Here is a 15,587-nt window from a genome sequence, read left to right on the forward strand (position 1 = left end):
GGTTACTCCTTTGCGAACATCTGGCGCAGGCTGGGGCGGCGGGGGGCGGCCGATTCCTGTGACCACGTGGCGAGCGCGGCCACGGTCTGCAGGTCGAAGATCGTGCGGATGGGTATTTCGATGCCTGCCTCGGCGCGGGCGCGGGCGATGAGGCGGGTGGCGAGCAGGGAGTGTCCGCCGCGTTCGAAGAAGCCGTCGTCGATGCCGACCCGGTCCAGGCCGAGGACTTCGGCGAACAGGGCGGCGAGGGTTTCCTCGCGGGGGGTGCGGGGGGCCCGGTAGGGGGCGCCGGTGTACTCCGGTTCGGGCAGGGCGGAGCGGTCGAGTTTGCCGTTGGGCATCAGCGGGAGCCGCTCCAGCAGGACGATGGCGGAGGGCACCATGTAGTCGGGCAGTCGCTCGGCGGCGTAGCGGCGGATCTCCTGGGCGGAGGTCTCCCTGTCGGGCACCGCGTAGCCGATCAGGCGGGTGGCGGTGCCGGTGCCGTGGGTGATGACGGCGGCCTGGGCGAGGTGCGGGTGGGCGGTCAGGACGGCCTCGACCTCGCCGGGTTCGAGGCGGTGGCCGCGTACCTTGACCTGGGCGTCGCCGCGGCCCGCGTACTCCAGGCGGCCCTCGCCGGTGAAGCGGGCCAGGTCGCCGGTGCGGTACATGCGGGCGCCGGGCGCGCCGTGGGGGTCGGGGACGAAGCGGGCGGCGGTCAGGGCGGGGCGGTCGTGGTAGCCGCGGCCGATGGCCCCGCCGACGTACAGTTCGCCGACCGTGCCGGGCGGGACCGGGATGAGGCCGGGGCCCAGGACGTAGGCGCGCATGTTGGCGAGCGGGGTGCCCAGCGGGGCGCTGCCCCCGCCGGTGTCCTGGGGGGTGTCGTCGGCGGTGTGGGTGGTGGCGTAGAACGTCTCGCTCTGCCCGTAGGCGTTGACGACGCGGACGCCGGGGAAGGCCTGGCGGGTGCGTTCGATCAGGGCGGTGGGCAGGGCTTCGCCGGCGAAGACGACGCTTTCCACCTGGGTGCGGCCACTGATCTGGTCGAGGAGTTCGGCGAAGGCGGAGGGCACGGTGGAGATGACGCTGCCGCTCCACTGCTTGCGTTCGCCCAGGACGAGGACGTCGCGGACCAGTTCGACGGTGCCGCCGGTGGCGAGGGTGGTGAAGATCTCGAACGCCGACACGTCGAAGTTGACGGATGCTCCCGCCAGGAGCCGCTTGCCCGGTTCGAGGCCCAGCCGGTCGGCGAGGTGCAGCACGCCGTTGACGACGCCCGCGTGGGTGATGGCGACACCCTTGGGCCGGCCGGTGGAGCCGGAGGTGTACATCACGTACGCCAACTGCTGTGCGTGCACGACCTGTTGGGTCGGCGTGTCGGGGTGGACGGCCGGATCGAGGGTGTCGATCAGGACGGTGGGGGCCTCATGGTCGGGCAGGAGGGCGGCGGTGGCGGTGTCGGTGAGGACGAGGGCGGGGCGGGCGTCGGTGAGGATGGCGGCGAGGCGCTGTCCGGGGTATTTGGGGTCGAGCGGCAGATAGGCGCCGCCCGCCTTCAGGACGGCGATCAGGGCGATGACCAGGTCCGCGGTGCGGGGCAGCGACAGGGCGACGAGTGATTCCGCTCCCACGCCCTGTGCGGCCAGGTGGTGGGCGAGGCGGTCGGCGCGGCTGTTGAGTTCCTGGTAGGTGAGCGTGGTGTCGTCGGCGACGAGGGCGTCCTCGTGCGGGGTGCGGGCGGCCTGCTGCTCGATCAGGGCGCCGATCGTGGTGTCGGGGGTCGGGGCGGCGGTGTCGTTGAAGTCGACGAGCAGGCGCGCGCGTTCGTCCGGGGTCAGGATGTCGAGGCGGTCGGCGGGCAGGTCGGGGCTGTCCGCGAGCCGGGCCAGGACGCGCACCAGGCGGGCCGCGTAGTCCTTGACGGTGTCCCGGTCGAAGACGGCGCGCGCGTACTGCAGGGTGAGTTGGAGGTGGGGTTCGACCAGCGCCATCAGGGTGAGCGGGTAGTTGGTGCCGGTGGCGTGGCGCAGGCCGGTGACGGTGAGCGAGCCGGTGGCGTCGCCGGCCGCGCTCAGGCCCTGTTCGTCGACGGGGTAGGACTCGAAGACGACGAGGGTGTCGAAGAGGGCGGGCAGGCCGGTGGGCTGCTGGATGTCGGTGAGGCCCACGTGGTGGTGGTCGGACAGGGCGGCCTGGCGGCTCTGCAGGGCGCTCAGGAGGGCGGTGAGGGTGTCGCCGGGGGCGTGCGCGACGCGGACCGGCAGGGTGTTGATGAACATGCCGACCATCGACTCGACGCCGGCGACCTGGGCCGGGCGGCCGGAGACGGTGGCGCCGAACACCACGTCCTGGCGGCCGGTGAGGTGGCCGATGAGCAGTGCCCAGGCGCCTTGGAGCAGGGTGTTGGGGGTGACGCCCAGGGCGGTGGCGCACCGGCCCAGCTCGTGCGCCAGCTCGGGCGGGAGCGGGACGTCGACCTCGTCGAGGCCCTGGTCTCCCGTGTCGCCGGCGCCGGGGGCCAGCAGGGTCGGCTCGGTGAGGCCGTCGAGTTCGCCGGCCCAGGCCCGCGCCGACTCCTGCTCGTCCTGGCGGGCGCGCCAGGACAGGAAGTCGCCGAAGTCGCGGGGTGCGGGCAGGGCGGCCGGCTCGCCGCCGGACGCGTACAGGAGCAGGAGGTCCTGCAGGAGCAGGGGGGTGGACCAGCCGTCGAACAGGGCGTGGTGGGCGGTCAGTACCAGTTCGGCGCGGCCGGGTTGCAGGTCGACGAGGGTGATCCGCAGCAGGGGCGGTGTGGTGATGTCGAAGGGGGCGGCCCGGTCCTGGCCGAGGAAGTCCTCGAACGCCGCGGTGCGTTCGGTGAGGGGGTGGGCGGTGAGGTCGAGGTGCTGCCAGGGCAGGGGCACCGTCGTGGGGATCACCTGGAGCGGCTCGCCGTCGGCGCGCTCCACGAACGCGGCGCGCAGGCCGGTGTGGCGGTCCAGGAGGGCCTGTGCGGCCCGGCGCATCCGCTGCGGGTCGACGTCGCCGCTGAGGTGGAACACCAGTTGCATGCGGTAGGCGTCGAAGGTGGACGTTGCGGCGAGCAGGGTGTGGAAGAGCATTCCGGACTGGGCCGGGGTCACCGGCCACACCTGGTCCAGCGGGCCGAAGCGGTGCTCCCAGGTGTCGATCTCCCGCTGGCTCACCTCGGCCAGGGGTACGTCGCCGGGGGTGAGGCCGCCGGCGCCGTCGGTGGTGGCGTGGCGGGCCAGGGCGGTCAGTGCCTGCACCCACAGGTCGGCGAGTTCGCTGACCTCCGCGCGGGTCAGGACGCCGGTGGCGAAGCCGAAGTAGGCGCTCAGTTCGTCGCCCTCGTCGGTGGCGGCGGTCACCGCGTTGATCTCCAGGGCGGACAGGACGGGCATGTCCGCGTCGGGGGCGGCGATCAGGTCCTGGTGGCTGGTGTCGGGGGTGAAGCCCAGGCCCCGCAAGTGTTCGGGGAGGTCGGCGGCGGAGGCGCGGCCCAGGTAGTTGAAGCCGATCTGCGGCTGTGGCAGGGCGGCGAGCGTGCTGCCGGCCTGGGCGTTGAGGTGGCGCAGCAGGCCGTAGCCCAGGCCGTTGTCCCCTGCGGCCCGCAGTTGTTCCTTGACGGCCTTGAGTGCTGATCCGGCGGCCGGGCCGCCGGCGAAGGCGTCCGCGAGGTCGAGGTCCTGCAGGTCCAGGCGCACCGGGTACATGGCGGTGAACCAGCCGATGGTGCCGGTCAGGTCGGCTCCGGGGACGAGGTGTTCTTCGCGGCCGTGGCCTTCGAGGCGCACCAGTGTCGGGGATGCGGGGGTGTCGCGGGTGGCGCGCCGGCGGGCGAGGGCGAGGGCGAGGCCGGTGAGCAGGGCGTCGTCGGCGCCGCCGCGGTACAGGGCGGGCAGGGTGGTCAGCAGGGTGTGGGTGATGTCGGCGGGTATGCGGACGCGGACGGTGTCGGTGGTGGCGGCGGTGTCGGTGGCGGGGTCGGTGCGGCGGCTTCCCAGGGGTGGTTCGCCGTCGCGGAGGGTCTCCTGCCAGTGGGCCAGTTCCGTTTCCCGCTGGGGGGTGTTGGCCGTCTCGGCCAGGGCGTGGGCCCAGCGGCGCAGGGAGGTGGAGGCGGGTGCGGGGCGGGGTTCGAGGCCGTCGCGGACCCGCTGCCAGGCGTCGGCCAGGTCGGGGAGCAGGATGCGCCAGGACACGCCGTCGACGACGAGGTGGTGCAGCACGATGAGGAGCCGGCCGGGCCGGGTGTCGTCGGTGAGGTGCACGAACTGGGCCATCACGCCGGCGTCGGGGTCCAGGCGGCCTGCGGCGGCGTCGAGTTCGCCCTGCACGGTCGCGGGATCGTAGGGGATCCGGTGGAGCAGGTCGGCGGCGTCGATGCTGCCGGGCGGTTGCATGCGCAGGCCGGGCTGGAGGCGCACGAGGCGGGAGCGCAGGACGTCGTGCCGGTCCAGCAGGGCCTGCAGGGTGGCGGTGAGCCGTGCGGGGGTGATGCCGTCGGGCAGGGTCAGCAGGGCGGACATGCAGAACCGGCCGATGCCCCCGCCCAGGGCCAGGACGTGGGCGGCGGTCGGGGTCAGCGGGGCCCAGCCCACGCCGGCGCCGGGCAGTTCGGCCAGGACCGGCCGCTCCTGCACACCGCGGGCCTGGTTCAGTTCGGCGAGCCGGGCGATGGTGCGGTGCTCGAAGATGTCGCGGGTGCTGACCCGCACGCCGCGGGTGGTGGCCCGGGCGACGACCTGGATGGAGCGGATGCTGTCGCCGCCGCTGGTGAAGAAGTCGTCGTCGATGCCGACCTGCCGGCTGCCCAGGACGTCGGCGTACACCTCGGCCAGGACGTGTTCGGTGGGGGTGCGCGGTGCGCGGTGTGCGGCGGTGGTGAAGCGGGGTGCGGGCAGTGCGGAGCGGTCCAGTTTGCCGCTCGCGGTCAGCGGGAGGTGCTCGAGGACGACGAGGGCGGCGGGCACCATGTAGTCCGGCAGGTGACGTGCGGCGAAGCGCCGCAGGTCGGCCTCGGTGATCGGGGCGGGCGGGGCGGCGCCTTCGGTGGTGGCCGGGGGTGCGACGTGGGCGACCAGGCGGGGGCTGCCGGTCGCGTCCTGGTGGACGGTGACCACGGCCTGGCCGATGGCGGGGTGCCGGGCCAGGACACTCTCGATCTCGGTGGGTTCGATGCGGATGCCGTTGATCTTCACCTGGGTGTCGGCGCGTCCCGCGTAGACGAGGTGGCCCTCGCGGTCGAAGCGGGCCAGGTCGCCGGTGCGGTACATGCGGGTGCCGGGCGGGCCGTGGGGGTCGGGGACGAAGCGTTGTGCGGTCGCGGCCGCGTTGTGGTGGTAGCCGCGGGCGAGGTGTCCGGCGATGTGCAGTTCGCCGATCACGCCGGGCGGGACGGGGGTGAGGTCGGGTCCCAGGATGTGGGCGCGCATGTTGGCCAGGGGCGTGCCGATGGGCAGTGCGCCGGTGGGTGCGGGCTCCTCTTGGAGGGTGTGGGTGGTGGCGTAGAAGCTTTCGGTCTGGCCGTAGGCGTTGACGATTTGTACGCCGGGCAGCACGGCGCGGACCTTTTCCACCAGGCCTTTGGAGAGTGCTTCGCCGGCGAGGACGACGGTGTCCACGGTGAGGTGGAGGCTGCCGGGGTGGTGGGTGATGTGGTCCAGGAGGGCGGAGAACACGGCGGGTACGGCGCTGATGGTGCTGCCCGACCATGCGTCGCGTTCGGCGAGTTCAAGGACGTCGCGGACGATCTCGACGCTCGCGCCGGTGGTGAGGGCGGTGAAGATCTCGAACACGGAGACGTCGAAGTTCACCGAGGTCGCGGCGAGCATCCGCCCTCCCGCCTCGACGCCGGTGATGGAGCGCAGGTCGGCCACGCCGTTGACGACGCCGGCGTGGGTGACGGCGACGCCCTTGGGGGTGCCGGTCGAGCCGGAGGTGAACATCACGTAGGCCAGGTGGTCCGGCCGCACGGCCGTGTCGGGACCGGCGGGGGCCGAGCTGTCGAGGTCGAGGTCGTCGAGGTGCAGGACGGGTGCGGCGCCGGGGAGGAGGCCGGCCGCGATGGCACGGTCGGTGAGCAGGAGGGCCGGGCGGGCGGCGGTGAGCAGGAGGTTGGTGCGGGCGGCCGGGTGCTGGGGGTCGACGGGCAGATAGGCGCCGCCGGCCTTGAGGACGGCCAGGAGGGCGACGACGAGGTCCGCGGTGCGGGGCAGGGCGACGGCGACCAGCACGTCGGGGCCCACCCCGTGCCCGCTCAGCCGGGCGGCGAGGCGGCCGGCGCGCTCCTGCAACTGCCGGTAGGTCAGGGTGGTGGTGCCGCAGACGACGGCGGTGGCGTCGGGGGTACGGGCGCTCTGCGCGGCGAGGAGTTCGGGCAGCGTCGCCGTGGCCGGGGCTGTGGTGGTGTCGTTGAGGCGTGCCTGGTCCTCGCGTTCGGTGTCGGTGCGCACGTCGAGGGCGGCGAGGGGGGCGCGGGGGTCGGCGACCACGTGGCGCAGGACGCGCACGAAGCGGTCGGCGATGGCGGCGGCCGTGGCGTGGTCGAAGAGTTCGCCGGCGTATTCCAGGCGGCCGTAGGCGCCGCCGTCGGCGTCGGGGACGACGTTGAAGAACAGGTCGAACTTGGCGGCCTTGGTGTCGGCGGCGAGCGGGGTGGCGTTCAGGCCGGGCAGATGGATCTGCGGCCACACGAACTGCCAGGCCAGCATGGTCTGGAACAGCGGCTGGTAGGAGGTGGCGCGGTCGTGGCCGAGGAGTTCCACCAGGCGTTCGAAGGGCATGTCCTGGTTGTCGTAGGCGGCGAGCGCCTTCTCCCGTACCTGTTCGAGCAGGTCGGCGAAGGTGGGGGCGGTGGACAGGTCGGCGCGCAGGACCCAGGTGTTGACGAAGAAGCCGATGAGGTCGTCGAGTTGTTCGTCGGCGCGGCCCTCGATGGGGCTGCCGATCGTCACGTCCGCTCCCCCGCCGAGTTTGTGCAGGAGCAGGGTGAGGGCGGCCTGGGCTGCCATGGGGGCGGTGGCTCCGTGGTCGGCGGCCAGTTTCCCGAGCCCGGTGAGGAGTTCGGGCTCCAGGGTGAAGGAGACGTGGCCGCCGTGGTGGCCGGGCATGGTGGGGCGGGGCCGGTCCAGCGGCAGCTGCACGGGCTGGACCACGCCGTCCAGTTCGCGCTGCCAGTAGTCGATCTGTGCCGCGGCGACGGACTCCGGGTCGTCCTCGTCGCCGAGCAGCTGGCGCTGCCACAGCGTGTAGTCCTTGTACTGCACCGCCAGCGGTGTCCAGGCCGGTGCGTGGCCCTGGCGGCGGGCGGTGTAGGCGGTGACCAGGTCCCCCAGGAACGGGGCCATGGAGGCGCCGTCCACCGCGATGTGGTGGAAGACGAACGCGACGACGTGTTCCTGGGGGGCCAGCCGGAAGACGGTGGTGCGCAGCGGGAGTTCGGTGTCCAGGTGGAAGCCGCGGCGCAGGACCTCCTCCAGTGCGCCGTCCAGATCCTGGGGGGTGGTGTCGGTGATGTGGAAGGGCAGGACGGCTTCGGCGGGGGGCAGGATCTGCTGGCGGGGTGTGCCCTCGGCGTCCTCGACGATCAGGGTGCGCAGGGTCTCGTGCCGGGTGGCGACGTCGGTGACGGCGGCGGACAGTGCGGCGGTGTCGAGCGGCCCCTCCAGCCGCAGCGCGAAGGGGATGTTGTAGGTCGCGGAGGGGCCCTCCAGTCGGTGGAGGAACCACAGCCGGCGTTGGGCGAACGACAGCGGGATCATCGGCTACTCCTGCACAGTCATCTGGCGCAGCTGGGGGCGGCTCGCCCGGCGGGGGCGGTTCTGGTCGGGGGCGGTGAGTTCCTCGATGCGCAGGGCCAGTTGGGCGACGGTCGGGTTGCGGAAGACCATCGTGACCTTGGAGTCGATGGCGAACTCCTTGCGGATGCGGCCGCTGAGGCGGGTGGCGAGCAGGGAGTGGCCGCCGCAGGCGAAGAAGTCGTCGTCGACGCCGATCTGTTCGCGGCCCAGGAGGTCGGCGAACAGCCGGACGAGGGTTTTCTCGCGCTCGTTGGCGGGGGCCCGTCCGCTCGCCGCTTCGCCGTGGCCGGGTGCGGGCAGCGCACCGCGGTCGAGTTTTCCGCTCGGTGAGGTGGGCAGGGCGGCGAGCGGCACGATGGCGGCCGGGACCATGTACTCGGGCAGGCGTTCGCGCAGCAGAGCCATCAGGGCCGGGACGTCCAGGGCGGTGGGGTCGGCCTTGCCGGCGGGAACGGCGTAGGCGACGAGGCGTTGGTCGCCCTCGCGGTCCTCGCGGACGATCGCGACGGCCTGGGCCACGGCGGGGTGGTCGGCAAGGACGTGCTCGATCTCCCCGAGCTCGATGCGGAATCCGCGGATCTTTACCTGGAAGTCGGTGCGTCCGATGTAGTGCAGGCGGCCGTCCTCGCCCCAGCGCACCAGGTCGCCGGTGCGGTACATGCGGGTGCCGGGCGGGCCGAAGGGGCAGGCCACGAAGCGGCCGGCGGTCAGGTCGGGGCGGCCTTGGTAGCCGCGGGCCAGGCCGTCGCCGGCGATGTACAGCTCGCCCGGCACGCCGCGCGGGGCGGCGTCAAGGCGGGCGGTAAGGACGTAGAGCCGGGTGTTGCCGATGGGGGTTCCGATCGGGGGGACGCCGGTGTCGGGGCCGATGTGGGCGCTGGTCGACCAGATCGTCGTCTCGGTGGGGCCGTAGACGTTGGCGACGTCTGCGGCCTGGGCGGCCAGGGCGCCTGCGAGTCGGGGCGGCAGGGCCTCGCCGCCGACCAGGATGCGCAGGCCGCGGGCGCCGTCGGGTTCCTCCATGAGCAGGATCTGCCAGAACGCCGGGGTGGCCTGGACGACGGTGACGTGGTGGTCGCGCATCGTCTTCAGGACGGCCGCGGGCTGGGCGACGGTGTCCTTGCCGGCGAGGACGACGGCCGCTCCGGAGATGAGCGGGAGGTACAGCTCGAGGCCGGCGATGTCGAAGGAGACCGTGGTCACGGCGAGGAGCCGGTCGGCGGGGGTGAGCGGGAAGCGGCGGGCCATGGTGGCCAGGAAGTTCGCCAGCCCGCGGTGGGTGACGGAGACGCCCTTGGGTTTTCCGGTCGAGCCGGAGGTGTAGATGACGTAGGCGCTCTGGTCGGGGTGGACGGCTGTGCCCAGGGGGGTCGCCGGTTGGGCCGTCAGGTCGGCGCGGGCGAGGGTGTCGGCGTCCAGGACGAGGGCGGGGCGGGAGTCCTGGAGGATGTGGGCGATGCGTGAGGCCGGGTGGTCGGGGTCGACGGGCACGTAGGTGGCGCCGCTCTTCAGGACGGCCAGCAGGGCGACGACGAGGTCGGCGCGCCGCGGCAGCCGGACGGCGACCAGTGCTTCGGGTCCCACGCCTTGGCCGGTCAGCCAGTGCGCGAGACGGTTGGTGTGTTCCTCGAGTTCGCGGTAGGTCAGCGACCGGTCCTCGGCGGCGACCGCCAGGGCGTCGGGGGTGGCCTCGGCGTGCCGGCGCACGGTGTCCACCAGGCCCGGCTCCAGGGTGGGTTCGGCGGTGTCGTTGATCTCGTCGAGCAGCCAGTGGCGTTCGCTCTCGCCGAGGACGTCGACGGCGTCGAGGCGGGTGTGCGGGTCGGCCAGGAGCTGGTCCAGGACCCGTACGAGGCGGGCGGCGATCTCCTCGGCGGCGGGCCGGTCGTAGAGGTTGTTCTGGTAGTCCAGGGACAGCCGCAGGTAGGGGTCGGCGGAGTTGAGGGTCAGCGGGTAGTGGGAGCCGGCGAACGGGCGGATCTTGTCGATGGTGAAGCCCGCGGAGGTGTTCGCGTCGACGATGCCCTCGCGGTCGATGGGGTAGTTCTCGAAGACGATGAGGGTGTCGAACAGGGCGGGCAGGGCGATGTCGCGCTGGATGTCGGCGAGTCCGTAGTGGTGGTGGTCCAGCAGGGCGGTCTGGCGGTCCTGGAGGTCGGTGATGGCCTCGCCCATGCTGCGTTCGGGCAGGCAGCGCACCCGGGTGGGCAGGGTGTTGATGAACAGGCCGACCATCTCCTCGGAGCCGGGCAGGTCGGCGGGGCGGCCGTTGACGGCGGCGCCGAACACCACGTCCTGCCGGCCGGTCAGCTGGGAGAGCAGGATCGCCCACGCGCCCTGCAGGAGGGTGTTGAGGGTGACGCCGAGCTGGGCCGCGCGGCGGGCGAGTTCACGGCCCTTGTCGATCGACAGGGGCACCTCGACGCGGCCCAGGGCCGAGGACGTGCCCTTGAGGGCGGCGTTGGGGGCCACCAGGGTCGGCTGGTCGAAGCCCTCCAGCTCTTCCTTCCAGCGCTCGGCGGAGGCCTGCTGGTCCTGCGCGGACAGCCAGGTCAGGTAGTCGCCGTAGCTGCGGGCCGCGGGGAGGTCCTCCGTACTGGAGTACAGGCGGACCAGGTCGGTGATCACCATCGGTGAGGACCAGCCGTCGAAGAGGGTGTGGTGTGCGGTGACGATGAGTTTCGCCTGCTTCGGTCCACAGGTGAGCAGGGCGAGGCGGATCAGCGGGGGCCGGGTGGGGTCGAGCTGGTCGGCCCGGTCGGCGGCCAGCGCCTCGTCCAGAGCGGTGTCCTGTGCGGCGGGGTCCTGTCCGCTCAGGTCGTGGTGGTGCCAGGGCAGGGTGACGTGGTCGGCGACGACCTGGACGGGCTCGCCGCTGTCGGCGGCCAGGAACGCGGAGCGCAGGTTGGGGTGGCGGTCCAGGAGTGCCTGGCCGGCGGCCCGCATGCGGGCCGGGTCGACGTGTCCGCTCAGGTGCAGCACGAACTGCATGTGGTAGACGTCGAAGGAGCCGTCGGCCAGCGCTGCCTGGAACTGGATGCCGGACTGTCCCGGGGCCTGCGGCCACACCTCGCTGAGCGGGCCGTACGTCTGCTCCCAGGCCTCGATCTCGTCCTGGCCGACCGTCACGAGGGGGGCGTCGGAGGGGGTCAGTCCGCCGGCGTCGTGGCGCTGTGCGTGTGCGGCCATGCCGTGCAGCACCCGCACCCACAGGTCGGCGAGTTCGGTGGTCCGCTCGCGGGTGAGGACTCCGGTGGGGAACATGAACGCGGCCTGCAGCCGGGTGCCCTGGGGGGTGTCGGTTGCCAGGGAGTTGACCTCCAGGGCGGACAGGGCGGGCAGGTCCGGGTCGGGTTGCGGGATCAGGTCGGCGGACCAGGAGGCGGGCCCCCATCCGTCGGCGCGCAGGTGTTCGGGCACGTCGGAGGCGGAGATCCGGCCGAGGTAGTTGAACCCGATCTGCGGGGCGCGGTGTTCGGCGAGCTGGCCGGCGGTCTCCGGGTTGAGGTGGCGCAGCAGTCCGTAGCCCAGGCCCTTGTCGGGGACGGTGCGCAGTTGTTCCTTGACCCGTTTGATCGCCTGTCCGGCGGCCGGGCCGCCGGCGAGGGCGTCGGCCATGTCCAGGCCGCTCACGTCGACGCGGGCCGGGTACATGCTGGTGAACCAGCCGATGGTGCGGGACAGGTCGGCGCCGGGGACGACGTGGTCCTCGCGGCCGTGGCCCTCCATGCGGACCAGGGTGGAGCCGTCGGTGCCGCTCCAGTGGCCCACGGCCAGGGCGAGGGCGGCGAGCAGGACGTCGGTGCCGGTGGAGTTGAACGCGGCGGGCAGGGTGGTCAGGACCGCTTCGGTGACGTCGGCGGGCAGGTCGATGCGTACGGTGTCCAGGGTGGACATCACGTCGACGGCCGGGTCGAAGGGGCGGCTGCCCAGCGGGGGGTTGGGGGCTTCGAGCAGGTCGCGCCAGTAGTCGAGTTCCTTCTCGCGCTGCGGGGAGAGGGCCTCGTCGTTCAGGGCTGCGGCCCAGCGGCGGGCGGAGGTGCCCACGGCGGGCAGGTCGGGTGTGCCGCCGCAGCGGACCTGCTGCCAGGCCTCGGCGAGGTCGGACATGAGGATGCGCCAGGAGACGCCGTCGACGACCAGGTGGTGCAGGACCACCAGGAGACGGCCCGTTCCGGTGGCGGGGGCGAACCACACGAAGTCGGCCATGGTGCCGGCGGTGGGGTTCAGGCGGGCGACGGCGTCGTCCAGTTCCTGCTTGGCCGCCCGGAGCAGGTCCGGCTCCTCCCAGCGGCCGTCGCAGGTGACGCGGCGGATCAGGTCCCGGGCGCGGAGCGTGCCGGGTGCTCGCACGAGCAGGGCGGGTTCGCCGGCGTCGCGCACCAGGCGGGCGCGCAGCAGGTCGTGGCGGTTAAGGACGGCGTCCAGGGTGGCGGCCAGGGTGTCCGCGTCGATGGTCTCGGGCAGGTCCAGGGCCATCGCCATGGCGAAGCGGTCGGTGCCGCCGCCGTGTTCGAAGACGTGCCGGGCGACCGGGGGCAGCGGGAGGGTGCCGATGCCGCCGCCGTCGAGTTCGGCCAGGACGGGTGCCTGCTCGCGGCGGGCGGAGGCCACTTCGGCGAGGCGGGCCGCGGTGCGGCATTCGAAGATCTCGCGGGTGGTGAGGTGCAGGCCGCGGGCGCGGGCGCGGGCCACCACCTGGATGGAGCGCAGGCTGTCCCCGCCGACGGCGAAGAAGTCGTCGTCGATGCCGATGCGTTCCACGCCCAGGACGTCGGCGTAGGCGGCGGCGATGACGGTCTCGGCCTCGGTGCGCGGCCGGCGGTAGGTCTCGCCCTGGAACTCCGGTTCGGGCAGTGCGGTGCGGTCGAGTTTGCCGGTCGGCCCGAGCGGCAGGCGGCCCAGTGCGACGAACGCGGAGGGCACCATGTAGTCGGGCAGGCGTGCGGCGACGAACTTGCGCAGTTCGGCGGCCGAGGCGCCGGACTGCACGTCGACGTCGCCGATGCCGCCCGCGCCGTCGTCGCCGACGGCGCCTTCACCGGTGTGCACCACGTAGGCGACGAGTTGGCGGCCGCCGGAGGGCACCGTGCGGCTGATGACGACGGCCTCGCTGATCCCGGGGTGCTCGGTGATGGCGGCTTCGACCTCGGCGGTCTCGATGCGAAATCCGCGGACCTTGACCTGGCCGTCGCCGCGGCCCACGCACTCCAGCCGGCCGGCGGTGTTCCAGCGGGCCAGGTCGCCGGTGCGGTACATGCGCTCGCCGGCGGGGCCGTAGGGGTCGGCGACGAAGCGGTCGGCGGTCAGCGCGGGCCGGCCGTGGTAGCCGCGGCCCAGGCAGCTCCCGGCGACGTACAGTTCGCCGATCACCCCGCGTGGTGCGGGGGCGAGGCCCGGGCCCAGGACGTAGGCGCGCATCGAGGCCAGCGGGGTACCGATCGGGGTGACGTCGCCGTCCGGGAGGTCGTCGGTGGCGGGGAGGGTGAAGGTGGTGGCGTAGAAACTCTCGCTCTGCCCGTAGGAGTTGACGATGTTCACGCCGGGCAGCGCTTCGCGGACCTGGCGTACCAGGCGGGCGGGCAGGACGTCGCCGGCGAAGACGACGGTGTGCACGTCGGGGGCCTTGTCCAGGTGGCCGAGGAGTTCGCCCAGGACGGAGGGGACGGCGCTGATGACGTGGCCGTCCCAGTGGTCGCGTTCGGCCAGTGCCAGCGCGCTGGGCACGAGTTCGGCGGTGGCGCCGGTGCTCAGGGCGCTGAGCAGTTCGAAGACGGAGACGTCGAAGTTGACGGAGGTTCCGGCGAGGATGCGGTGGCCGGGGGCGGCGCCCACGGTGCGGGCCAGTTCGCGGATGCCGTCGACGACGCCCCGGTGGGTGATCGCGGCGCCCTTGGGCTTGCCGGTGGAGCCGGAGGTGTACATGACGTAGGCGAGGTTGCCGGGGGCCGGCGCCGTGCTGCCCGCGGCTAGGGCCTTGGCCGTCTGGGGGGTGGTCCACAGGGTGGGGTCGTCGAGGTGGAGGGCCTCGACGGTGTTGGGCGGCATGTCCTGCCAGGTGGCGGTGTCGGTGACCGCGAAGCGCGGGGCGGCTTCGTCCAGGACCGTCCGGGCGCGGGCGCTGAGGTACTGCGGGTCCATCGGTACGTAGCCGGCACCGGACTTGAGGATGCCGAGCAGGCCGGCGACGAGGTCCTCGGTGCGGGGCAGGGCGAGCAGGACGAGGTCTTCGGGGCCGGCGCCGCGGCGGGTGAGTTCCCCGGCGATGCGGGCGGCCCGTTCGTCGAGTTGGCGGTAGGTCAGGGTGCGGCCCTCGCACACGATCGCCGGGGCGTCGGGGGTGCGCTCCACCTGGGCCCGGAACAGGTCGGGGACCGTCTGCCCGGATCCCTGCCCGGCAGCGGCGTCCGGGGCGGTGAGGGGCAGGAGCAGGCCGCGTTCGGTGTCGTCCAGGACGTCGATGCTGCTGACGCCGCGTTCCGTGTCGGCCGTCAAACGGCCCAGGACGCGCACGAAGCGGGCGGCGATGGCCTGGACGGTGTCCTGGTCGAAGAGGTCGGTGGCGTACTCCAGGCGCACCCCGGCGCCGCCCGAGCTGTCCGGGATCATGTTGAAGAACAGGTCGAACTTGGCGGTGCCGGTCTCCAGCGTCTGCGACTGGACGTCCAGGCCGGCGAAGTGCAGGTCGCCCAGCGGCTCCTGCCAGGCGAGCATCACCTGGAAGAAGGGGTGGTAGGCGGTGGAGCGGTCGGGGTTGAGGCGCTCCACGAGCCGCTCGAAGGGCATGTCCTGGTTGTCGTAGGCGGCCAGCGCCCTCTCGCGTACGCGGTGCAGCAGCTGGAGGAAGGTCGGGTTGCCGGAGAGGTCGACGCGCAGGACCCAGGTGTTGACGAAGAAGCCGACGAGGTCGCGCAGGTCCTCGTCGGTGCGGCCGGCGATCGGCGCGCCGAGGGGGATGTCGTCGCCGCAGCCGAGGTGGTGCAGGAGCACGGCGAGCGCCGACTGCATGACCATGGAGACGGTGATGTCCTGCTCGGCGGCGAGTTTCTCCACGGCGCGCAGCAGGCCGGGTTCGACGGGGAACTCGACCAGGTCGCCGCGTGAGCTGACCGCCCGCGGGCGGGGGTGGTCGGTGGGCAGCGCCAGCGGCTGGGCGAGGTCGGCCAGCGCCTCGCGCCAGTAGGCCAGTTGGCGGGCGGCGAGGCTGTCGGGGTCGGACTCCTGGCCCAGCACGTCCTGCTGCCACAGGGTGTAGTCCGCGTACTGCACCGGCAGCGGCTCCCAGCGCGGGGCGCTGTTCTGGCGGCGGGCCGTGTAGGCGGTGGTGAGGTCGCGCAGCAGGGGGCCCAGGGATTCGCCGTCCAGGGCGATGTGGTGGACGACCAGGACCAGGGTGTGGTCGTGGGGTGCGCAGCGCAGCAGGACGGCCCGGATGGGCACGTCGGTGGCCAGGTCGAAGGTCTGCTTGGCCGCCCGGTCGACGGCCGCGTCCCGCGTGCGGGGGGTGACCTCGCTCAGCGGCAGGGTGACCTGCTCGTGTCCCTGGGGCAGGACCTGCTGGTGGGGGACGCCGTCGTCGTCCTCGACGATGACCGTGCGCAGCACCTCGTGCCGGTCGACGACGTCGTGGAGCGCCGCCCGCAGTGCGTCGACGTCCAGCTCGCCGGTCAGCCGCAGGGCGAACGCGCCGTTGTAGGTCGGCGAGGGGCCTTCGAAGCGGTCCACGAACCACAGCCGGCGCTGCGCGAACGACAACGGGATCATCATGTCTCCAAAATCGGCGTTACCAGGGAGCGGGTC

2 protein-coding genes are annotated in these 15,587 nt (G+C 73.0%); both read right to left on the reverse strand.

What is annotated here, in order from left to right; translation table 11 throughout:
* Positions 1 to 2: 2 nt before the first annotated feature.
* Positions 3 to 7,748, reverse strand: coding sequence for an amino acid adenylation domain-containing protein (locus ACIRQH_RS38930; protein WP_404230124.1), 7,746 nt, complete (start codon positions 7,746 to 7,748; stop codon positions 3 to 5).
* Positions 7,749 to 7,751: 3 nt separating this feature from the next.
* A complete protein-coding gene (locus tag ACIRQH_RS38935) occupies positions 7,752 to 15,554 on the reverse strand; it encodes an amino acid adenylation domain-containing protein (RefSeq protein ID WP_404230127.1) in 7,803 nt (2,600 codons plus the stop codon).
* Positions 15,555 to 15,587 lie beyond the last annotated feature (33 nt).

The sequence above is a fragment of the Streptomyces sp. NPDC102279 genome (assembly GCF_044766365.1).
Classification (GTDB): Bacteria; Actinomycetota; Actinomycetes; order Streptomycetales; family Streptomycetaceae; genus Streptomyces.